Source organism: Candidatus Nitrososphaera evergladensis SR1 (genome assembly GCF_000730285.1).
Lineage (GTDB): Archaea > Thermoproteota > Nitrososphaeria > Nitrososphaerales > Nitrososphaeraceae > Nitrososphaera > Nitrososphaera evergladensis.
Map to the genome: position 1 here is coordinate 892,501 of NZ_CP007174.1, position 20,002 is coordinate 912,502.

23 protein-coding genes are annotated in these 20,002 nt (G+C 53.1%); 8 read left to right on the forward strand and 15 right to left on the reverse strand.

Annotated elements, in window-relative coordinates:
* Positions 1-9 precede the first annotated feature (9 nt).
* Both NTE_RS04605 and NTE_RS04610 read right to left on the reverse strand, forming a co-directional pair.
* Entirely contained in the window at positions 10-516 is a 507-nt protein-coding gene (locus tag NTE_RS04605; protein WP_158385106.1) for a GNAT family N-acetyltransferase, read from the reverse strand.
* A gap of 84 nt (positions 517-600) precedes the next feature.
* Entirely contained in the window at positions 601-1,323 is a 723-nt protein-coding gene (locus tag NTE_RS04610) for a zinc-ribbon domain-containing protein (protein WP_148699952.1), read from the reverse strand.
* A gap of 89 nt (positions 1,324-1,412) precedes the next feature.
* Here NTE_RS04610 and NTE_RS04615 point away from each other — a divergent pair, with 89 nt between their 5' ends.
* A complete protein-coding gene (locus tag NTE_RS04615) occupies positions 1,413-2,180 on the forward strand; it encodes an ABC transporter permease (protein ID WP_148699953.1) in 768 nt (255 codons plus the stop codon).
* Here the strand turns inward: NTE_RS04615 and NTE_RS04620 are convergent.
* The gene (locus tag NTE_RS04620) at positions 2,164-3,132 is read right to left on the reverse strand and encodes an ABC transporter ATP-binding protein (protein WP_148699954.1); all 969 of its coding nucleotides are present in this window, start codon (positions 3,130-3,132) and stop codon (positions 2,164-2,166) included. The two genes, NTE_RS04615 and NTE_RS04620, sit on opposite strands and share 17 nt — an antisense overlap.
* A gap of 116 nt (positions 3,133-3,248) precedes the next feature.
* Between NTE_RS04620 and NTE_RS16375 the strand changes: the two genes are divergently transcribed.
* On the forward strand, positions 3,249-4,697 hold the full coding sequence (locus NTE_RS16375) for a hypothetical protein (protein WP_158385108.1): 1,449 nt from the start codon (positions 3,249-3,251) through the stop codon (positions 4,695-4,697).
* Positions 4,698-4,732: 35 nt separating this feature from the next.
* Positions 4,733-5,980, forward strand: coding sequence for a carboxylate-amine ligase (locus NTE_RS04625; protein ID WP_158385110.1), 1,248 nt, complete (start codon positions 4,733-4,735; stop codon positions 5,978-5,980).
* Here NTE_RS04625 and NTE_RS04630 read toward each other — a convergent pair.
* From NTE_RS04630 to NTE_RS04635, 3 genes are all read right to left on the reverse strand, one after another.
* Positions 5,977-8,742 carry a DEAD/DEAH box helicase gene (locus NTE_RS04630; protein ID WP_226987181.1) on the reverse strand — a complete coding sequence of 922 codons (2,766 nt, stop codon included), beginning with the start codon at positions 8,740-8,742 and terminating at the stop codon, positions 5,977-5,979. The genes NTE_RS04625 and NTE_RS04630 overlap by 4 nt on opposite strands.
* The gene (locus NTE_RS17075; RefSeq protein ID WP_226987182.1) at positions 8,699-8,893 is read right to left on the reverse strand and encodes a hypothetical protein; all 195 of its coding nucleotides are present in this window, start codon (positions 8,891-8,893) and stop codon (positions 8,699-8,701) included. Before NTE_RS17075 ends, NTE_RS04630 begins: the two co-directional genes overlap by 44 nt.
* A gap of 105 nt (positions 8,894-8,998) precedes the next feature.
* Complete coding sequence (locus tag NTE_RS04635) at positions 8,999-10,699, reverse strand: hypothetical protein (protein ID WP_148699957.1); 1,701 nt, start codon at positions 10,697-10,699, stop codon at positions 8,999-9,001.
* 247 nt (positions 10,700-10,946) lie between these two features.
* Between NTE_RS04635 and NTE_RS04640 the strand changes: the two genes are divergently transcribed.
* Positions 10,947-11,531, forward strand: coding sequence for a hypothetical protein (locus tag NTE_RS04640; protein WP_148699958.1), 585 nt, complete (start codon positions 10,947-10,949; stop codon positions 11,529-11,531).
* Positions 11,532-11,538: 7 nt separating this feature from the next.
* Positions 11,539-11,874 carry a hypothetical protein gene (locus NTE_RS04645; RefSeq protein ID WP_148699959.1) on the forward strand — a complete coding sequence of 112 codons (336 nt, stop codon included), beginning with the start codon at positions 11,539-11,541 and terminating at the stop codon, positions 11,872-11,874.
* Positions 11,875-12,010: 136 nt separating this feature from the next.
* On the opposite strand, the gene NTE_RS04650 is transcribed toward NTE_RS04645, so the two are convergent.
* Entirely contained in the window at positions 12,011-12,388 is a 378-nt protein-coding gene (locus tag NTE_RS04650) for a hypothetical protein (protein WP_148699960.1), read from the reverse strand.
* A gap of 457 nt (positions 12,389-12,845) precedes the next feature.
* Positions 12,846-13,427: a hypothetical protein gene (locus NTE_RS04655; RefSeq protein ID WP_148699961.1), complete on the reverse strand. Its 582-nt coding sequence runs from the start codon at positions 13,425-13,427 to the stop codon at positions 12,846-12,848.
* A gap of 115 nt (positions 13,428-13,542) precedes the next feature.
* On the opposite strand from NTE_RS04655, the gene NTE_RS17695 reads away from it, so the two are divergent.
* Positions 13,543-13,896 (forward strand): four-helix bundle copper-binding protein, encoded by a 354-nt coding sequence (locus NTE_RS17695; protein ID WP_148699962.1) that lies wholly within the window; start codon positions 13,543-13,545, stop codon positions 13,894-13,896.
* Between the two features lie 179 nt (positions 13,897-14,075).
* Here the strand turns inward: NTE_RS17695 and NTE_RS04665 are convergent, their stop codons facing one another.
* The 3 genes from NTE_RS04665 to NTE_RS04675 form a co-directional block, all read right to left on the reverse strand.
* Complete coding sequence (locus NTE_RS04665; protein ID WP_148699963.1) at positions 14,076-14,345, reverse strand: hypothetical protein; 270 nt, start codon at positions 14,343-14,345, stop codon at positions 14,076-14,078.
* Positions 14,346-14,593: 248 nt separating this feature from the next.
* Positions 14,594-15,118, reverse strand: a complete 525-nt coding sequence (locus NTE_RS04670) for a hypothetical protein (protein WP_148699964.1) — start codon at positions 15,116-15,118, stop codon at positions 14,594-14,596.
* 54 nt (positions 15,119-15,172) lie between these two features.
* Positions 15,173-15,577, reverse strand: coding sequence for a hypothetical protein (locus NTE_RS04675; protein WP_148699965.1), 405 nt, complete (start codon positions 15,575-15,577; stop codon positions 15,173-15,175).
* Positions 15,578-15,635: 58 nt separating this feature from the next.
* Here NTE_RS04675 and NTE_RS04680 point away from each other — a divergent pair, with 58 nt between their 5' ends.
* Entirely contained in the window at positions 15,636-16,409 is a 774-nt protein-coding gene (locus tag NTE_RS04680) for a TrmB family transcriptional regulator (protein ID WP_148699966.1), read from the forward strand.
* On the opposite strand, the gene NTE_RS04685 is transcribed toward NTE_RS04680, so the two are convergent.
* Complete coding sequence (locus NTE_RS04685; protein WP_226987184.1) at positions 16,375-17,376, reverse strand: aldo/keto reductase; 1,002 nt, start codon at positions 17,374-17,376, stop codon at positions 16,375-16,377. The two genes, NTE_RS04680 and NTE_RS04685, sit on opposite strands and share 35 nt — an antisense overlap.
* Positions 17,377-17,478: 102 nt before the next feature.
* Between NTE_RS04685 and NTE_RS16380 the strand changes: the two genes are divergently transcribed.
* Positions 17,479-17,649: a hypothetical protein gene (locus NTE_RS16380; RefSeq protein WP_158385112.1), complete on the forward strand. Its 171-nt coding sequence runs from the start codon at positions 17,479-17,481 to the stop codon at positions 17,647-17,649.
* Here NTE_RS16380 and NTE_RS04690 read toward each other — a convergent pair.
* From NTE_RS04690 to NTE_RS04700, 3 genes are read right to left on the reverse strand one after another with little or no spacing between them, the layout of a single operon-like run.
* Positions 17,646-18,143 carry a hypothetical protein gene (locus tag NTE_RS04690; protein WP_148699967.1) on the reverse strand — a complete coding sequence of 166 codons (498 nt, stop codon included), beginning with the start codon at positions 18,141-18,143 and terminating at the stop codon, positions 17,646-17,648. The genes NTE_RS16380 and NTE_RS04690 overlap by 4 nt on opposite strands.
* The gene (locus NTE_RS04695; protein ID WP_148699968.1) at positions 18,140-19,186 is read right to left on the reverse strand and encodes a tyrosine--tRNA ligase; all 1,047 of its coding nucleotides are present in this window, start codon (positions 19,184-19,186) and stop codon (positions 18,140-18,142) included. The genes NTE_RS04690 and NTE_RS04695 overlap by 4 nt, the downstream gene beginning before the upstream one ends.
* Before the next feature lie 32 nt (positions 19,187-19,218).
* A complete protein-coding gene (locus NTE_RS04700) occupies positions 19,219-19,926 on the reverse strand; it encodes a M48 family metallopeptidase (protein WP_158385114.1) in 708 nt (235 codons plus the stop codon).
* Between the last annotated feature and the right edge of the window lie 76 nt (positions 19,927-20,002).

Here is a 20,002-nt window from a genome sequence, read left to right on the forward strand (position 1 = left end):
TGTCTAAATTCAAAGTCTTTTCTCGTAAACAAAGTAAATCTTGCTGTTGCCGTCTGTGCCTTTCTTTGATGACCAATCTCGTATAGGATTTCGCCGGTAGCCGAGTTGCTCATAAACTCGATGGGCCTCTGTCATGGTCGGCTGGGTCGAAAGGACCATCTTGGAATACCCGGATGAGACGGCCCGTCTCTCACAGGCCATAATGAGGCGTGATGCAACACCCTGTCCCCGTGCTTCTGGATAAACTGCCAGCAAGTGAATTTCAGCTTCATCCTCCTCTGCCACCTGACGGGCCGGGCTAGTTGGGAGGACAAATATGACCATGCCGAGAAGTTTTCCTGTCGGCGATCTGGCCAGCATGATCTCGCCGCGTTTTTGCAGCTCGGCAAGTGCAAATATTTTCTCGGCGCTTGATTTTTCCGTATATCCCTCGCCAACAAAAACACGAGCCAGCAATGATGTGATTTCCAGATCTTCTTCGGCTGTGCCATGATAATTCAGGATTTGGAAACTCACTATCTAGCGATTGTTAATTGTCCTGTTGTATCTTAAAAAGAATATAGTGCCAGAGGTGGCACCTGTATAACTTGCGGGGGATTATTACAGCTTGGTGCCGCACTCTTCGCAGAATGCCGCGCCAGCCTCATTCTGGTAGCCGCACGACGGGCACTTGCCTGCTGTCGCCGGAGCGCCGCCTGCCTTTAGCAGTACAATGTCTCCTATCTTTGAGATGCCGTCCCATTGTACTTCCTTTTTGTCTCCCGCGCTAGAAACTATCTTGACTGATATCGTTGCCCTGCCGCCCTGCTTTCTCAGTCCTACTTCCTCTATCTTGCCCACGAGCATGGCCTCGCCGTCGTATGCAGCCATGCCCACGAGCTGGCTTATCGAAACAAAACCCCCGTCCTGCGTCGGCGAAATGACTGCCGCCGGCACCGGAGTAATAGCGCTTTCGGGCGCGGGGGCTGCCTCTGCCTTTGGCGCTACCTGAGGCGTTTGCGCAGGCGCGTTGAACTTGCGGTACTGCGCAATGGTCGCGTTGCACGCCCTGCACTTGTACTCGCCTTTTTCCACGAGCGTCACGCCCTCGCCGAGATCCTCGTTAGGGTTGTCGTAGCTGAGTGTGGGCGCGCCCTCAAAGTCGCGCTCGCACTTGTTGCAGAAATATTTCACAAACCTGCCAGTGTCAAGCCTGCCAATCCCGGCAAGGAACAGCTCCGGCCCGCCAAGGTTGGCCATCTTTTGCTCCTCGTCGCTAACCTTTGCAATAGCATAACCTCCAGAGCCGCGCAATTTTTTCTCGGCCATGTCCTCTGTCATCATGTTTGATAGCTATCACCGCGTAGGTTTGTTATTTAAATCGTGCTTGTGCTTTGTTAATATACCAAAGATGCTCTCTTGCAGTTATCATCATGAACACCGTCGCAGTCCTGCTGTACCGTAACCTTGTCGCCTCGATAGACAAGGTGTTTCTGATATGGCAGGTGGTGTTTCCGATAATCTACATCTTTATCGCCGGCTACTCGTACGCGGGTCTCTTGGGCGGGCAGGGCATTGCGATAGGGAGCACGAGCGTCCCATACCCCGCGTACCTTGCCGCCGGCATGATAGGCTTTAACATGATGAACTCTAGCACGGTGGCTGGCAGCATCATATGGAACGACAAGAAAAACGGCATGTTCAAGCAGATCCTGGTGATGCCCTTTGCGCGCATGGAGTACGTACTGGGCAACATCGTTACGATAATGCTGATGGGCCTTGCAAGCGCCGGCCTGATACTTCTTGCCGGCTCGCCCACGCTTCTTGGCAGCGCGCAGCCTACATTTGTGGGCTCGCTGTACGTGCTCTATGCGCTCATAGTCGGCGCGGTGTTCTTTGGCTCTATTGCGATAATCATATCGACTCGGCTGAAAAGCAGCGAGGGCTTTAACGTGATTGTAAACAGCGTGTTTCTGTTCTTCTCGTTTGTCAGCTCTGCGTTCTACCCGTCAGAAGGGGTGCCTTCAGAACTTGGGACTGCCTTTTACATAAATCCCTTGACCTACATCGTCGACATTACCCGCGCCGGCGTCTTTAACCAGATAACGTTCTTTACAAACGTCGAGGTAGGAGTGATAGCCGCAGCGACTGCAGGCACGTTCCTGCTTGCGACGCTGTCAATTCTCAGGATGAAGATTTAGCACTGCTGCTTACCACCGTCAGGAACACTTCCTCAAGCGTCGGCGGGTTGACCGATACGCTTTCCATCTGGATGCCGTTTCTTGCAAGCGCCTCTATCGCCCTGACAAGCACGTCCTGCGCGTCCTTGGAGCTTATCCTTATCGTGTCTTGTGCAGGGACTTCGATGACCGACTGGCCGCCGGCTATTGGGCTTAACAAGCCCATGACAGACTGCGCGGTCGCGTCCTTTAGCTTGATCTCGACTGCCTTTATACCGCCGTACTTTTGCTTCAGGCCAGCCGGCGTGTCTATCGCTATCATCCTGCCCCTGTTGATGATTGCTATCTCGTCGCACAGGTATTCTACCTCTTCCATGATGTGCGTCGTGAAAAACACGGTCAGGCCGCCGTGCACGTGCTTTTTCACATAGTCAAGGAGCGTGCGCCTTGCCGCAGGGTCAAGGCCGACCGTGGGCTCGTCCAGGAACAGGAGGTCCATGTCGTGCATGAACTCCCTTGCTACCTGCACGCGCCTTCTCTGCCCTATTGAAAGCTCGTCGTTTTTCGTGCCCCGGATCTCTAGCAGGTCAAACTGCTCCAAAAGCTCGCGCACCCTGTCGCGCCTCTTTTCACCCGGCACGCCCCACATCATGCCGTACAGGTCAAGGGACTTTTCCACCGTCACGTTTCCCTCAAAGCTTGGCTCCTGCAGGACTACGCCTATCCGCTTTCTGATCTCCTTTGCGTGTTTTACGACGTCCTTGCCAAATATCCGGACGTCGCCGGATGTCGGGTGGACCAGCGTCGTCAATACTTTTATCGTGGTGGTCTTGCCTGCGCCGTTTGGCCCAAGAAAGCCAAACACCCTGCCATAGCCGACGTCAAACGACACGCCGTCTACGGCCCTTACGGAGCCATAGTTCATGCGCAGTTGCGAGACGCTGATGCAGCTATTGTTGTCGTTGTCTTCCATCGGCCAGCGTGTTAATAAAAACGGGCCGGCTAATATGACATTCCCTCTTCCTCTCTTTTTCTCTCAATATATATTAGCAAGTTCTCCAAAATGCTTCTTGGGCTGAGGAAATTCGTTTGTCGCCAAGCTTCATTGACATGGTAAACGTGCTGCTAAAGCAAAAACCCGGGCTGACGGCAGAGGCAATCCGCGACATGGTGGATGAAAAAAAGCGCAAGGTGGGCGCCGGATACCTGACCGACCAGGGAGCATTGTTTCTTGTCGCGGCCGACCTTGGCATCTCTTTTGACAGCGTGCCCAAGATGCAGTCGGGATTAAAAGACCTGTATGTCGGCGCAAAGGACGTCACGATTACAGGCCGCATCATGAACATTTACCCTCCTTTCAAGTTTACCAGAAAAGAGACCAACGAACAGTCCTCGACACGCACGCTTGTCATCTACGACAAGGAAGCCCGAGTAAAGGTCAAGCTGTGGGACAAGCAAGTGAGCGTGCCTGACGAGATGGGCCTGCAGGCCGGCGACCTTGTGAAAATTGTCAAGGGCTATGTCAGGGCCGGCCTTGACGGCAAGCCCATAGTCAACCTTGGAAGTTACAGCGCAATTGAAGTCGCGCAGGGCGACTCGGACATCCCTCCGCTGGACTCGCTTGCCATGACGGTCGACGACGTTAAAGAGGTGCAGGACTCTGCAGTAATCACGGGCGTCGTGAACGCAAACCCGAGGATTTCAGACTTTGTGAACCAGCGGGGCGAGGCAAGCAAGTCGCTGCAGCTGCAAATATCAAACGAGGCAAACACGCGCACCTTGCGGGCGGTGGTGTGGAACGTCGACGAGTCACGGGTGCCAAAGGTCTTCAGGACCGGCTCAAAGGTCAAGCTGGTGGGGGTCAGGGTAAAGCAGGGCAACCCGCAGTTTGGAAACGGCGACTTTGAGCTGCACGGCGACGAAGGGACCATCCTTGAATTTTCCGGCTCGCAGCAGGACGTGGACGTGATGCCCTTGCGAATAATATCGGTGGGAGAAGAGACGGGCAGGGGAAGCTTTCTCTGCCTTGCAGTCGACAGGGCGGCAAGGGCTCTTACGCTCACCATTGACAACAATGTTGCAAGCCCGGACCAGCTGTCCGCCGGCACCATGATAGAGTGCGTGCCAAGCAGGATATTTGGAAACGCAGTCACGCTTTCAAAGGAGGACTCGTATTTGCGCATTACAGACGACGACCCGTCGTTTCCGTCGCTTGGCAAATTCGAGGCCAAGATAAAAGACATCACTGCTGTTACCGGCGAGCCTGCCCCAGTCGTGCTTGAAGCCATCGTCCTGCAGGCTCCTTCAACTTCTGACGTGAACCTAAAGTCGGGCGAGACCGTGCCTGTCACGTCGACGCTTCTTGGCGACGACACGGGCCAGATCCGCCTGGTGGGATGGCGCAACCAGAGCTCCGCAGTCAACAAGCTGGCAGTGGGCGACAGGGTCAAGCTGGTAGGCGTGACTGCCGGCGCTGGAAGGGAAGGCGCCCCGGAGCTGACGCTGCGGTCGTATTCTTCAGTCATCCACCTGGGGTAGAAACCCAGAAAAAGCGCCAGACGTATATTGATCTCTTGGCGCACCCGAAAAAAATCTACGCGCAGGCAGACGAGCTCAAGGCGCGCGTCAAAAGGCACGCAAGGAGAAGGGACGAGACTTTTCGCGTCGGAGTCGAGATCGAGATGTGCCTGCTTGACGGAAAGGACGGCAGGCCGGCAAACGCCGCTCCCGTGATTGAATGCCTGTCACGGCGCCATCACCAGATAGACTATGAGTATGGCAAGTGCCAGCTTGAATTCAAGACCGACCCAGTGTCGATGGACAAGATCGAGGGCCTGAACCTGCAGTTTGAAGAGTTTATCGAGCACCTTGAAAAGGCCGTGAGAAAAGCCGGCAAAGACGTCGTGCCTGTGTTCCTCGGCGCAAACCCGTCGCCGTTTGCCCTTGCCGACGGCCTGATAACTGACAGGCCCCGCTACGCAAGGCTTGCGCACTGGCAGAAAAAACTTCCCGATATCGAGATGGATGGGCAAAAGTTCAAGGCCGTTCACGTCGCGCCTGCTATCCAGGGCTTCCACCTCCACCTCCAGGGCAAAAACCCGCATTTTACGGCAATGATGTTCAACCACATCCTCAACCTGGTACCGTCCGTGATACTGCTTGGAGCAAACAGCCGCCTCTTTGCCGGCAGGGTGTTTTCGCTACACGAGCCCCGCCTATTCATGTACGACCAGTCTGAGCAGCAGAATTCAGGCTTTCCCGGAATACCGCGCTACCTTGCAGGCGTGGAGGATTACATCGACTATATCATTTCAAGAAAGCCGGTCATCGCCAAGGACTATCTCGAGATGGAAAAGGAGCGCCACGACGACTGCCGCATACGGCTGAACGCCAGCTCGTACAGGGTCGAGGCGCGGGTCATGTCGGTCCAGCCGACGCCCCGGACCATGATGGCCATGATAGAGTTCTTTATCGGCTACCTGCAAAAGTCGATACATGAAGAGCGCGAGCTTCGGCCGCTTGCCGCGCTCAGGGAAGAGCGCCAGTCGGTGGTGAGGTCGGGCTTTAACGCCAAGACGCACTTTGACGTCGTGCAAACCGCCAAGCACCAAGTGGAGCTTGCGCGAAAAGGACTTGCAGACCTTGGGATAAAACCTGCGTTCCTCAACATCTTGGAGAACAGGATTGAAAACAGGACTACCGCCGGCGAGTACGTAGCACACCTGTGGCAGTCCAAGTTTAATGGTTCTGTTGAAAAGACGCTTGCCGAAGTAATTGCAGACGTGTGGGAAAAGACCAGAAACAACAGGGCAATATTCTAGTCGTTCCAGAATCCGCGGGTAATCACGTACTGCTTTTCCGCCTCGTATATGCCCCGGTACATCAGGTCGTCGTCGATGTAGTTGCGCAGTATCCTTGCCGCCGTGTCGGCTCCGACGCCGTGGCCTGCAAGGACAATCAGCGCCTTTTTGCCAAAGTTGTTGACAAGCGACGCCACCTTCCACGCCCGCTCAAACCGGTGGTTCTCCTCCTCTAACAGCTTGCCGCCGGCAAGCCTGCGCTGGATTATCTTTGATATGTCATAGTCTGACCAGAAAGTGGCAGTGACAAGCTTGGACCTGCACGACGGGCACACTATTTCCTCTGGCGCCTCCCTTGTCTCCATCACTCGCTCCCATTTTCCACAACGGATGCAGACGAGCCTGTGCTTTGTCTTTTCCAGCCTCTCCTTCACGAGCTCTATCACTCCCTTTTCTATGCTCTGGGGCGCCGCGGCAGATTTTGCAGAGTGCTCCATTATCGGCCTTGCAAGGTCAGAGAATTTTGTGACTTCAAGCCAGTGGATCTTTACTGCGCCTTCCTTGATGCCTGACAGGACTTTTCTTGCCTGCTCGATGTCGTACTTGTCGTGCACAAGCTCCCTTATCGACTCGGAGCTGACCGGCGTCTTTGCGTAGCGATCATAGATCATGCGCGCCGCCTTTTTGTCATAGACTGCCTCCCTTGCGATCATTCCAAACCTCTTGGCGACCATCCACACCTTCCAGTTGATCTGGTGCGTGCCGGTAAGCGACGCGATGATGACCGGCTCCAGGTCGTAGACGTCGTTAAGCGCCGCTTCAATCCTGCCCTTTGCCATCCTTGCGCTTGACGTGAGCATTATGCGGTAGGCGTCAGAGCGCGACTCGACTATGTATCCAAGCTGCGACGAAAGTATCGTGGAAAGCAGGGACGCAAGGGTGTTGTTCACCTTTGACCCAAATGCCGCGTGCATAACAAGCATGTTCCTTGCAGAGAAACTCTCGACCACGACGTTTTTTGAATCCGGGATAACGCCAAGCGACTTTGCGGCATCCTGTACAAGGTCGGTTGACAGCTTGACCGCTCCCTTTGCCGCCTTGCTGCGGATGCTTCCGACCTGCTCTGCCGTCCTTGAGTCGACCGGTATCATCTCGCCGACCCAGTAGGGTATGTTTATCGCCGCGCCGTGTAGCGGCTCGACGTTTACGACCATCCTGCCTTCATCTACAGAAAGCACGCGCCACTGCGAGCTCTTTAGCACAAAGACGTTGCCCCGCTCGCCATAGTCGCCTACGAACTGCTGGTCAAGCGTCCCTATCCTGCGCTTGCTTATCGTGTCAATGACCTCAAACTTCAATACATGAGGTATCATGGAGAGGTTCTCAAAGTAGTACTTGAACGCCTTGATCTTGCGCGTGTACGTGCGGCTTTCCCTGTCGTACTTTATCACGTTGTGGGCTGCAAGGATGTCGAGGCAGCTTTCAAGGTCAAAGAGGCTGACGTTTCGGAACGGGTAAGCCCGGGTTACAAGCTCGTACGCGTCTTCCACCCTGACCGGGTCTCGGGTCTGCATGGCAAGGCCGACAAGGTGGTGCGCCATGGCGTCAAGCGCACCTTCGTGCATCCTTTGCTCCTCTATCGACCCTTGCTTCATGCGGTTGATTATTGCAAGCGCCTCTATCTCGTCGTCGGCGTTGTTCGTGACTATCAGCCCCTTGGCAAAGGTGCGCTGCTTGTGCCTGCTCCTGCCGATCCTCTGCATCAATTTTGAAACCTGCCTTGGCGAGCCATAGTGTATGACGAGGTCGACAGAGCCGATGTCAAGGCCCAGTTCCAGAGAGCTTGTGCATACAACTATTCCTGCCTCGCCTGCCCGTAACGTATTTTCGGTTTCTTCACGCATCTCTTTTGACAGCGAGCCGTGGTGAATGTCCACCTTGATGTCAGACTGGTTTTTCAGTATCGTGCCCAGGTACTCTGCCTCGTCGCGGGTGTTTGTGAACAAGAGCACAGAGCCTTCTACCTTGCTTTCTTTTACGTACTGGACCACAAAATGGGCGACGTTGTTGAGCGAGCCCTTTACATATTTCACGTCAATGTCATAGCCCCTTGCAGAGCTGTCCACTAGTATGGCGTGTTTTCTGCCTGCGCCTGAAACAAACTGCGCGGCCTCCTTCAAGTTGCCTACGGTGGCTGAAAGCCCTATCCTTGAAACATGCTTTTGCGACGCGGCCTGCAGCCGCTCCAGAGAAATAGACAGGTGCGACCCGCGTTCTGAAGGCACAAGCTCGTGCACCTCGTCAACGATGATGTATTCAAGCCCGCGGAGGGCGGCAAGCATCTTGTCGCTTGTCAGGACAACTGCAAGCGACTCTGGCGTGGTTATCAAGACATCGGGCGGGTTGTCCACTATTTTCTTTTTTGCCGCCGCCGTGGTGTCGCCATGCCGTATCTCCACGCGCAGGCCGTCTGACTCTGCGTATTTCACAATCCTGCGCAGCACGTCGTTGTTGAGCGCACGCAGTGGTGTGATGTATATCGCCCTTATGGTTCCCATCTCGCCTTTTGCGTGCGACAGCATCGAAAACACGGGCATAACAGCCGCTTCAGTCTTGCCAGAGCCGGTTGGCGCAACCAGTAGGCAGTTTATCTTTCTTGAAATGACTGGAAGCGCCTTTTTCTGGATTGCGGTTAGCTCAGAAAAGCCTTCCTTGGAAAACTTGGCGTGGATTATCTGGTCAAGAGTCACTGCTACTTCTGCTGCTACGCTTGGCGTCGACATCCGCAGCTGTATGCTGCTGTTGTTGTTGGTGCTTGGACTTACTGCTGCTTGATTTTTCATAAACCATGACTGCGAAAAGCCCGACTACAAATAGCCCTATGGCGACGCCCACATAAGGGTCAAAATTTGCAATCGCTTCGCCCACCATCACTACCAGATTTGATGTGCATCAATAAATACATTCGGTTTGGGAAAAAAGGAAAAAGAAGAAGAAGAGGAGGAGGCCTGTCCGGGACTTCCGGACAGGGTCTACTGCTTAGGCAAGCGCCTTCTCTGCTTGTGCGAGCTTGTCGAGTATGGTAGCTATGTGGGCGTTGATCTGGTCAGCCGGAACCTTGTCGCTTATCTTTTCCCTCAGCTGGACCCTCATCAACTGCTCAATCTCTTCCATCAGGCCCTTTTGGCCTGCGTCAACGAGCGGGCCCTCGACGTGCTCAAAGTTGTCCAGGTACGCCTCTACCGCAAGGCTGTCTGCCTTGGTATAGTTGCCTGCCGCGTACTCTTCTTTCAGCTCGCCAAGCAGTGTCCTTATCTTGGCGATAAACTCTGCAGGCGTGGTCTCGTGGGCCGTTACTGCCTGGATTCCTGCCCCTTCCTGGATCTCGTGGATGGCTCCCTGCACGAGGGTGTTGATCGCCGCCGGCTCTTGCGCGTTCTTCATGCTTGTCTTTAGGTTTGCCAGGATCTCCTTTGCTTCTTCTGCCTCGTGAGCCGGAAGCTGGGCCTGGATTGTCCTGAACAGGACGTTTGCCCTGGCGGCAAACGCCTCTGCGTCCTGGTACTCTACCATCTGGGCAATCTTGCCGCCCTGGATGGCCTCGGCGTACTCTTCCTGCACGGTCGACAGGAGCGTGTTGGTGACTGCCGCTCTGAACTTAAAGTCCGCCCAAGTGTCTCCGGTGACGACGTCTGCCGTTGCCGTGTTGAGCATCCTTGTTATCTTGACTACCTGCGCCTTGGTGTCGACCGCTGACATGTTCTTGATGTTGGCCGCAAAGCCTTTCAGGGCAGTCTCCAAGTCGCCGTCAAGGGCCTTGTTGTGCTCGCCAAGCTCTGTCTTTAGCAGCGCATAGTGTTCTGCTATGGGGTGGCCTGCGTGAGCCGCCGCAAGCTCGTAATTGTTGTTCAAGACGTTCTTGACTGCCTGCGACATGTGGCCCTTTATCATCTCGACGTTGGCCGCAAAGCCGGCTTTCTCGGAATCGACAGCCGCCCCGCCAAGCTTGAACCCTTCGGTTATCTCGTTGTTGATGCCGCCTATGACGGTCTCTATCTTTTCAGAGTCTGCGTTTGCAGAACTAAGTGAATGCAGTTCTGCGAACAACTCGGTGGCTTCTTCTGCTTCGTGCTCTGGCATACTTGGCTTGATCTTGCCAAATATGACCTCTGCCCTGTGGATGAAGGCGTTAGCGTCCTGGTACTCTACCATCTGCATGATGGTGCCGTTTGCCACGCCTTCGTTGTATTCCTCGACGGATGTACTGAGAAGGCCCATTGCAACCTGCGCCCACAGCGTGGTGCTGTTGCTGTCATTGCCAACCACCTTGGTCACTGCGCTGTCCAGGCTGGCGTTGATGTCTGCAACCTTGGCCTCGACATCGGCCGCAGTCATGTTCTTGCCAATCTGTTCAAAGAGCGTGTTCAAGTCGCCTTCAAGCTTGGTGTCAAGTGCCGCGTCGTCTCCCTGTATATCTGCCTTGATGAGGGTATAGACCTCTGCCACGGGGTGGCCTGCATGAGCTATTGCGAGCGTGTTGTTGCCTGCTTTCTTGTTCTCTATGGCCTTTTCAAGGTGGCCCCGGATATACTCGATGTTAGTAACGAAATCCACCGGCTTGTCTGTGTGAGCAAATGCCTTTGTGGTCATGATAGCCGGTCCTGCTATGGTGGCTATTGAACCTGCAAGCATCGCCAGAAGAGCCAGTGGCACAACCTTTCCTACCTTCGCGTATGCCATGCCGGGCAAGCTTTTCTGGAACGCTTATAAACCAAATCTCGATTTTCCGCCTAGAGAATAGACGAGCGTTATGGTATTTTTTTCTATCAAGGGCATCAATAGTGCTATTTTTCCAAAAGATCGACAGTCATCCTGTCATCATATTATAAACCAACATTCGATTCTCTGGTCAGAGTCTCTTGGCTGATAATCAGTACAGAAAAACATTCGTACCTTAAAATCGAGAGAAATTTTACATGCAGACCCTGTGCTAAAATCCGAAACATTAACCGCAACCAAGTCAATGCTTATCCTGACGGTTTTTGGAACTGCAGTCGTCTCCTTGGATATAGTGGTGCTTGGTCAGCTTGTGGACAAGAAGCTGGAAAGCGTCATGATACTGCATGACTACTTTACGGTCTTTGCCGTAATGTCAGGCGCAGGTTTCATCGGGCTTTTGGCGTTCAGCAGCGAGACGCCGCAAGGAGCAGTCAACATGCTCAAAATACTCTCCATAGCGGCCGCAGCTTCGGTATTTCTCATAATCTTGACGGAGACGATAGGATACATCGAGTACAGGCTGCCCGATCCAGACAGCGCCAAATCAAAGATAAAACAAACCTTCCCGTTTGCCCATGAACCCATGTTTGAATCGATGGAGTACATGGGACTTTTGGGCCCGATGTGGGCAGGGCTTGTCGCGTACCTTGCATGGCACTACAATGACCGTATGTTCACAGACAGGGCTGTCAAGAGCACGCTGATGGCAATGATCTCACTTGCAATAATGTATGCCCTGTTCATCTCGCTCATGGGCATAGTCCCGACCAAGATTGCGTCGGTGCAGGGGTGAAAAACAAATGACAACGTCACAAAGCATGTCTGTGGCAGTTTCAGGCAAGGTCGCAGCGGCATTTCTCTCAGCCTCAATAGCGATGGTTGTAATGGGGGTGCTCACGTTTGTACGCAAGGACCAGCAGTGGCTAGTCCCGTACGGGCCGGCAGCTCAGTACGGCGGCATATTCGTGTACAGCGAAATAACGTGGGCCGTGCTATGGATGGGCCTGTACATTGCAATGCGCAACAAAGAACGCGTCGGCACTATAAAGTTCTGGCTGGTGTTCTTTCTGATGTCGCTTGCGGTGGCAACCGGTCTTGCCGAATCAAGTTTAAAGTGGTTCCCGCTTCCATGGTGATGTGTGTGTATGCCTCTCTTTTTACGGGGCATCATCACAAATAGCACGCATACGCGTAGACAAAGTCTGCTGCAGATGCGATCGCAATTGCAGGCCATCGCCCCGCCGCTGCCGTACAATATAAAAAAATGGCGGGCTAAAAAGCTGCTGACTGCTTGATCACGTTAACCTGCGCCGAGGACAGGTGCACATCATTCTTTTCAAACTGGAGCAGAATCTGGTCACGGGACAGGTTGAACTCCATCGACTTTATCCTGCTCCTGTAATAGACCACCTTCTTGCCCTTGCCGTCCAGCTCTATCTTTTCGATAAAGAGTATGCCCACGTCCTGCAACTTCTTTATCTTTTTGTACGTCGAGCTAAGGGGGAGGTTGTTTTCCACGGAAACCTGCGCAGCCGTCTTGGCCGTGTCTATGGTGGACATTATCAACCTGTATGAAATACAGTCCACAAGCTCTTGCAAAAGAGGCATTGCAGTAGTATGGCTGTCAAACGTCAGTGCATTCATCGTCAATTAGGACGGCCTAATTAGGCAAGCCTAAGTATTTAAACAGTCTTGCGGGGTTCTGTTAACTTGCTGCGGATTGGCGCGATTTCCCATAAAGGAAGATGCACTAACTTTTCACGAAGAAAGTCATTCTTGTAACCTCACATTTGCGTCCTTGAACGCTAAAGAATGATACACTACACAATCTTAATTTTGAAGCAAATCTATCTAAAAAAGTGTGTATCTCAGCCTTGCCGTGAAAGGTTTGATCGCTATTGCTTTCGCAGTAGCTGTCATGATCGCATTGTTTGGTGTAGTTGCTGGCGGGCCGGGCAATTGACACTATTGTAGGTTTGCTGATATCTTTCCTTCCTCATCTGTGGTTGCCCCAGTCATATGCTCGCCTTTTGGCATATTTTTGGTAGGGAGAAGAGGAGGGTGGTGTATTCTTTTTGCATTCTCACTCTCTTACAAGTGAACATAATCAAGATACAACTGGAATGTCAAGTTGTACCACCGCATTTGTTGGCGTTCTTTCAACCCTTATAGATTCTACCATTACAGAAAGCAACCCCTTGGAGTCAAACTTGTGCTCTAGTGTGCCTACGCCGTCTGGCGCGCTTGTCTTATGGCCGTGCTCTACTCCCTTTCCGTCTAGCAGCATGTGTACAGAGTATGAAACATCGCGCAGGTGATCGCCGGTGGTAGAATTCAGAAATTCGAATGTAAATTTGGTAGGTGCCTTTGTGTTGACTGAATCCGGCTTCCATGACACCTTTACCAGAATGCCGCTAGAAGTGTCACTGTAAACAAAAGGCGATTTGGGCAGAGGACGCGTGCCATCTGCGGACGTGGCCATGTTCATCATTTTCATATCCGTGTCCATTTTGTGGCCGGCGCCATCATCATCACTATTATTATCATCCTCGTGCTGGTGCTGAGCATATGCAGTTGCAAATATTGTCCCAGTTCTTGCAGTCAAAGCAACAGGGCCCAAAACAGTTGCAGCAGCCAAAAGTATCAATAGATAATAGTGTGTTTTCACGGGCAATTCGTAAATTGTCATGAATTAAAATAGTTATGAATTTTCATTTTGAAATCGCCAAGAAGACAGACACCCTCAGGATCATAGCCGTAGAAATCGACAATACTTGTAAATATCATAATTACCGCAGGTATCTATGTCAACCAGTAGCAGTACCAGCCTCCAAAATTCAAAATGGCAAAGCTGCATAGATGCCTGCACGAGTTGCGCCGAGGCGTGCGAGTTCTGCGCCACGTCGGACCTTAAAGAATCGGACGTAAAGATGATGGCTTCTTGTGCGCAGATCAATAGGGAATGCGCGGCCATATGCTGGACTTCTGCGTCGCTTATGTCTATGGACAGCCAGTTTGCAAAGCAGTTCTGCGACCTGTGCGCAAGCGTCTGCGATGCGTGTGCACAAGAGTGTGGCCGGCACAATGTCGACCACTGCAAAATGTGCGCAGAGCAGTGCCGCAGGTGCGCTGTCGAATGCCGGCGCATGATGGGATAAAAGGTGTTTTGTAGCTTCAGCATGTACAAGATGTGATTGTGCAAATGGCTTTCAAGTGCAACAAATGCGATATGGAATTTGATGACAAGGAGCGCCTAGAGCGCCACAAGCAGGTGCACGGCAGAAAACCAAAGGTGCGCTATGCCGGCGAGATAAACTTTGACCAGGTGGGCGTCTAGCTAGCCCTCAATTTCCTGGCGCCGGACTATCAAGAGCGCGATGCCAAAAGACCCCGAGAGCAGGCCGGCTATGAGCAGGTTAGGATAATGCACCGAAGATGCAGGCGGGACATGCGCTGTACTGCAGCCTGCTCCCCCTCTTCCGCACCTTGGCTTGAGTCCGTTTTCGTCGTTCATGGCAAGAATCCGCGAATAGGCGCCCACGCTGATGCTCAGCAAGAGGCCGGCGACAATCACTGCACCAACGCCAAGCATGATAAACGGTTTCACTTGTTATTACTCTTCCTCCCTGTTAGCCGGCTCTCTGCCGCCGGCTTCAGCCAAGATAACGCAGAACGCGGATAAAAAATCTACGAAAAGAAGATGTGTGTGTATGCGCACCGTGACAGCAGCCCTCCAAGGCAAGGCGCAAGCTCCGGGAACAGAGGAGCCGCGTACAGGCCCGGAGGAATCACGGTGCAAAAAAATCATGCTTGGACATGCAATATAATCCAATCCGACTGCTGCACCATTCCATGTCAGTCATTTACCGTACATCCAAAGCCGCTTTTGCCGTTTATCATGTTTGAAAACTCGTCTGCAGACATTTCCTTGCTCTGCGACACTGGCACAAAGCCAAGCAGTCTGGACTCTGACGTCATTTTCACCTTCATGCTGTTAGTATCACCTGTGTTCTTGCCGTTCAAGCTATCTGCAAACGACTGGAATACTGCCGCAAGGGCCGCCCTGCCGTTGACTTGCAGCGCGCCGTCCACGGCTACTGCCTTGTTTGGCGGGATGGAGGAGACGTTTTCAAATTTCATCGTGGCAAAATCGCTGTCTCTGTACGTCGCCACGAACTGCAGCCTGTCAAAGCCCGCTGGAAAGGGCGTCGGGTTGCATATGTCCATTGCAACGTCTGTGGACGACTGGGCAAAGTTGTACCCCTGCGCCCCGCGCGACCTGTACTGGAGGCTTGCATTGGCGTAGCTGCTGGCCGCAAGCAACAAAACAAAGATCACTACCACTGCAGCGGCTCCTGCCGCTATATATCTGGTCTTCACCACAATTCCAAAAAGGACATTATAGTTAAGACTTGAGTAAATTCTTTCTATACTTTATTTCTCAAGGTCGCGCTCCCAGTTCTCAATCTCGGTGTCAAACGCCTTTAGCTGCTCCTCGAACTGCCCGTCAGTCATGCCGTTTGGCCGTACAAACGTCCAGCTGACCGTCGCGCCGCCGTTGTTTGGGACGATGCGCACATAGACGTCCCACGTGATGCCCTGCCCTGCAAAGACGTGGTCAAGTATGCCGTGTTCTTTTGAAACAAGGGTGTGTCTTATTCTTGCCTTTCCGGCCGGTGTGTCGCCGGACCACCATCCGCCGTCGCCGGTCTTGACAAGCGACTTGATGGCTCCTCCTGCTTCCAGGTTTTTCATGTCCTCAAAATACGTAAACGCGCCGTGCACGTCTTTGCTGGTAGTCAGCGTCTTGACAATCACTTTTCTTGGCTCTTTGCTCATGCAGTATTTGGGCGAGGATAACTAGATAAGGACCATCTCCCCCGTAGGGGGTAAGGAAATGCTGGAGCAACAGCTGGTGGATCTTGGGCTAACGCAGGGTGAGGCCCGCGTCTTTCTTTCCCTGTTAAAGCTGGGGCCTTCAAAGGTGGGCGCCGTTGTCAAGGATTCCAAAGTATCGTACTCGAAGGTCTACGACGTGCTGGAGCGCCTTGCCTCAAAGGGCCTAGTCAGCCATGCAACAATCGGAAATATCAAACACTTTAACGCAGTCGAGCCCTACCGCCTGCACGACTATCTGCAAAAAAAGGAAGACGCTCTGAAGGCGCAAAAGGCGACCGCAGAAGGGCTTGTCTCCGAGCTTGCCAAGGTGGCAAACAGGAACAGGGCGGCAAAAGGGGCGGAGATATTTGCCGGTGACAGGGGCCTCCGCACAGCCTATGAAATCCTGCTCAAGGACGCGTCGAAAAACGATGTGCTGCGCTACTTTTATCCATTTGACGACTATCATCCTATTGCCACACCGTTCTATTCCAGGCTGCACCTTTTCCAGAAGGAAAAAGAAATAACACAGCGCGGCATCGGGACGGTCGCGTTCAGCAGGTCTGCGCACTATCGCGAGATCGCCGGCATGGTCGACATGAGGTTTGTCCCTTTTCCTCTTCCGGGCACGATGGACGTCTTTCAGGACAAGCTGCTGATGGTGTCGTGGGAGAGCGAGATTGGAATACTCGTCACGTCAAAAGATATTGCCGATCACTTTGCGCGATACTTTGATAGCGTGTGGCAAGTAGCTACTATTAGTAGCGGTACTCGTCGCCGCAGTCGCCAATGAGCTCAAACAGGTTGCGCGATCTGGCAGTCACTGCCTCTATCTTTTCTCTGTCTTCCTCGTCCAACCTTAATTCAAAGACGCGGGCGTTGTCCTGCCTGTGCTCTGCTATCCCAAGCCGGGCGCCTATGATAACCCCTGCAACTGCCGGCCTGTCAAGTATATAGCGCGCAGTCACGTTTGCAATGCTTGCATTGTACTTGGTGGCGACCTGCTTTAGCGCTGTCAACAGCTCCTGGAACAGCTTCCACCCTCCCCACGCGTCTATCATCTTCTTGTACTTGCGCAGGCTCAGAGTGTCAAGCTGCGCGCTTGACGGCTCGCTTTTGCCGAGGTACTTTTCTGACAAGAGCCCTCCGCACATCGTGCCGTACGCGAAAATCACGACATTGTTCTTTTTGCAAAACTCTTGCATCTTTACCTGCGGCCGCTGGTCTATTATTGAATACTGCACCTGGTTTGAGGCAATCCTGATCCCCGCGTCGGCCATGTCCTGCATGTGGTCCGTGTCAAAATTGGTGAGGCCGACGTTTCGTATCTTGCCCGCGTCGCGCAGCTCTGACAGGTGCACCAGCGCGTCAAGCCACGCAGGGTTTGCATAGTCCCACCAGTGGAACTGCACGAGGTCTATTGATTCGACGCCCATCCTGCGCCGGGAGCGCTCTATGGCCTGCTCCACCACCGCCTTTGTCATGCGCGCCGGCTCGGGCACGAATTTTGTAAACGCCTGCATCTTTGCCAGCTCGCCTGCGCCTTTTTCTTCTGCAAGTCTCTTTCTGAAATCGCCGATAAAGTCCTCTGCCGGCCCGTAAATGTCTGCAAGGTCCCAGCTTGTAAAGCCGGAATCGTGGTACGCCATCATCTCGTCGATTGCCCTTTTCTGCTCTATCCTGCCGTGGCCTCCTGCAACCTGCCACATGCCGTTCAGTATCCTGCACACCTTTAGATCGCCAAGAGCAGCGGTTTCCACGCCCTTTGTATCACTCGGCACGCAATTTATGTATATTATCTGCAATTGGTTTTCGTCAATAGAAGAATTTTATGTTCTGCGAACCCCTTTAATATTCTGGACTTGAGAATCTTACGAGCAATAACGAACGCCATAAACAAGCGGCTCGACAGGAAGGGCAAGTATCGCAACCCTGAATACGACGACAGCGAGATCGAAGGCATGATGCGCTACTTCAAGCTGTCAAACTACTACGACCTCTTGCGCCTGCTCAAGAACATGTGCCGGGACTAGCTGCTGTTCCTAAACAGCCTGACGAGCCTTGCCATATAGTTCACAAGCACGAAAAACACCGCCCACGCCACTATGGACGCTGCCATTGCAGAGATGTAGGCGTCGTTGCTTGATTGCAAGAGCTGAAACTGCACTCCTACCTTGGTGAGCGAGAACGCCACCTCTGACACTGAAAACGTTGCGAGCAGCTTTTTGACGTCTGCCCTCAGCTTTTTGCTGTCGCGCCTGCCAGTCGACGGGTCGACGTATTTGTACCTGTTGTCCCAGTAGTACAGAAAAGCAAACGCCGGTATGTACACGGCGTACTCTGAGGCAAGCGTGAAAGCCGAGTTGGCAAGGTTGTTGCCGCTTTTATCAAAACTAGAGTACAGCTGGGCCACAAGCGCGCCAGTAAAAAACGCGCCGAGGCCGGCGATTACGATGTTTCTGTTAAACTTGATTGCTTCTCGATATCGCTTGAAAAAGCCCTGCTGCTTTTCTTCTTTGCCGCTCAATTCAGCGCGGGCTCTCTTCCCTTGAAATGCCTGTACACTGGCTCGATTATCCTGTTGACGTACGTCGCAGTCGCGTTTTTCAGGTCCATCGGGTGGATCTTTTTTGCCACAAAGTCATCTTCGACATTTTTGTAAGAGCCGTACGTCGTGTTGCCGCCGTACTTGGCCGGCCTCTCTATGGTGAACTCGGAAAACTCGTGGAAAACGACATAGCGCACAAGTTCAAGAACGGGGTTGCCTTCTGCCACGCCGACTGGGCAGAACGCCTTGGCCATCTTGTCCCTTATCGCCTTTTCGTCGTCGTGTATCAAAATCCCGCTTGACGGCTTGCTCTTGCTCATCTTGCTTGACACCTTGGCGTCTTCGGCCGCGTTCTCGTCAAGGCCCAGTTTCACCGGCTCTGCAAGGCCGGGGAGCAGGTGGTGGTGCACGCACACCGGCGGCTTCCACCCCATCTTGGGAAATATCTCCCGGACCAGCATGTGGATCTTGCGCTGGTCCATACCCGAGTGTACGATGTCAAGGTCAAGCGCCTTGATGTCGACAGACTGCATGGGCGGGTACAGGAGCTGACCAAGGTCCATGTTGTCTGTCTCTTTTCTGCCCATTATCGTGAGCGAGCGCATGGTCCTTGCAAGCGTCATGTGCTTTGAAAAACGCACGAAATTCTCCCAGTAGTCGGGCGTCTTTGCATACAAGTCGCTGCCAGTCACGATGTTGACGCCGGGGCAAAAGAACCGAAACGCATCGGCGTAGTACTCTGATACTTTGCGTATCCTGTCCCAGTCGCCTCCCAGCTTGTCGTTTATGTACGTGTGCCAGTCGGCAAGAAACACCGTGCAGTCTATTCCTGCCTTGATAAAGTCGTTTATCTTGAAACCAGTAAGTATCAGGCTCCCAAGGTGCAGTATGCCGGATATTTCAAGGCCGATATAGTGCCTTGGCTTGCTCTTTGTCTCAAAGAGCGCCTTTAGCTCGCCGGCAGTGATGACCTCCTCTGTCGGCTCTCGCATTACAAGCGCGATGCGCTCTTGTACATCCATCTTTCTCGCAACAAAAGCGGGCCGTCGCAGTTCTATAAACCTTGTACCCCGATTACGGGGGCGTGGTCTTCAAGCCATTCCTTGTGTTTTCTGTAGCCGGGATCCGCGAATTCTACCAGCTGCCAGAACCTTTTGGAATGGTTCATCTCTGCAATGTGGCACAGTTCGTGCACGATGACATAGTCAATGACTTCTGCCGGCGCGGCGGAAAGAAGCAGGTTAAAGTTCAGGTTCCTTTTCTTTGAGCAGCTGGCCCAGCGTGATTTCTGGCGCTTTACCGTAAACTTGTTGTACGACAGGCCAAGCCTTGCACTCAGAGGAGGCAGGTGCTCTGCGATGACTTTTGCCGTCTGTTCTTTGTACCACTGCTCTATCTCTCGCTTGTACCTGCGCATGTCTGTCACGTGGAACGTGGCCATGCCAAGCGCATCTGAAACGACAGCGGAAACAAGCCTGTCCTTGACGAGGCGCACGCTGTACCTCTTGCCCAAGTAATAGACAACATTAGATTCGGTGTGGCCCGTTTTCTCTCGCAACTTGCTGTAGTAGTTTGCAGTCTTGATTATCCAATCGCGCTTGTACTGCACAAACTCTTGCAGCTTGCCTTCGTCATAGCCTGCTGCTGGCACGACTGCCTCGACCCCGCGGATGCCGGAGACAAGGCGCAGGCGCCTTGCCCTGCTGCTTGTCCTGACGTTGATGCAGAGGACGCTGCCGTCGTCAAGCGGTAGTGAAAGCAAGCCTTCAGAAATCCTGCGTGCCAGCTTTAAAGGTTTATGCGCGATTATATTGCACCTTTTTTCAACAACAGCTGAT

Coding starts and splice junctions, on each gene's coding strand:
- NTE_RS04610 (WP_148699952.1), bottom strand. CDS start 1,323: ATGATGACAGAGGACATGGCCGAGAAAAAATTGCGCGGCTCTGGAGGT.
- NTE_RS04615 (WP_148699953.1), top strand. CDS start 1,413: ATGAACACCGTCGCAGTCCTGCTGTACCGTAACCTTGTCGCCTCGATA.
- NTE_RS04620 (WP_148699954.1), bottom strand. CDS start 3,132: ATGGAAGACAACGACAACAATAGCTGCATCAGCGTCTCGCAACTGCGC.
- NTE_RS04630 (WP_226987181.1), bottom strand. CDS start 8,742: ATGTCGACGCCAAGCGTAGCAGCAGAAGTAGCAGTGACTCTTGACCAG.
- NTE_RS04635 (WP_148699957.1), bottom strand. CDS start 10,699: ATGGCATACGCGAAGGTAGGAAAGGTTGTGCCACTGGCTCTTCTGGCG.
- NTE_RS04645 (WP_148699959.1), top strand. CDS start 11,539: ATGACAACGTCACAAAGCATGTCTGTGGCAGTTTCAGGCAAGGTCGCA.
- NTE_RS04655 (WP_148699961.1), bottom strand. CDS start 13,427: ATGACAATTTACGAATTGCCCGTGAAAACACACTATTATCTATTGATA.
- NTE_RS17695 (WP_148699962.1), top strand. CDS start 13,543: ATGTCAACCAGTAGCAGTACCAGCCTCCAAAATTCAAAATGGCAAAGC.
- NTE_RS04675 (WP_148699965.1), bottom strand. CDS start 15,577: ATGAGCAAAGAGCCAAGAAAAGTGATTGTCAAGACGCTGACTACCAGC.
- NTE_RS04680 (WP_148699966.1), top strand. CDS start 15,636: ATGCTGGAGCAACAGCTGGTGGATCTTGGGCTAACGCAGGGTGAGGCC.
- NTE_RS04695 (WP_148699968.1), bottom strand. CDS start 19,186: ATGGATGTACAAGAGCGCATCGCGCTTGTAATGCGAGAGCCGACAGAG.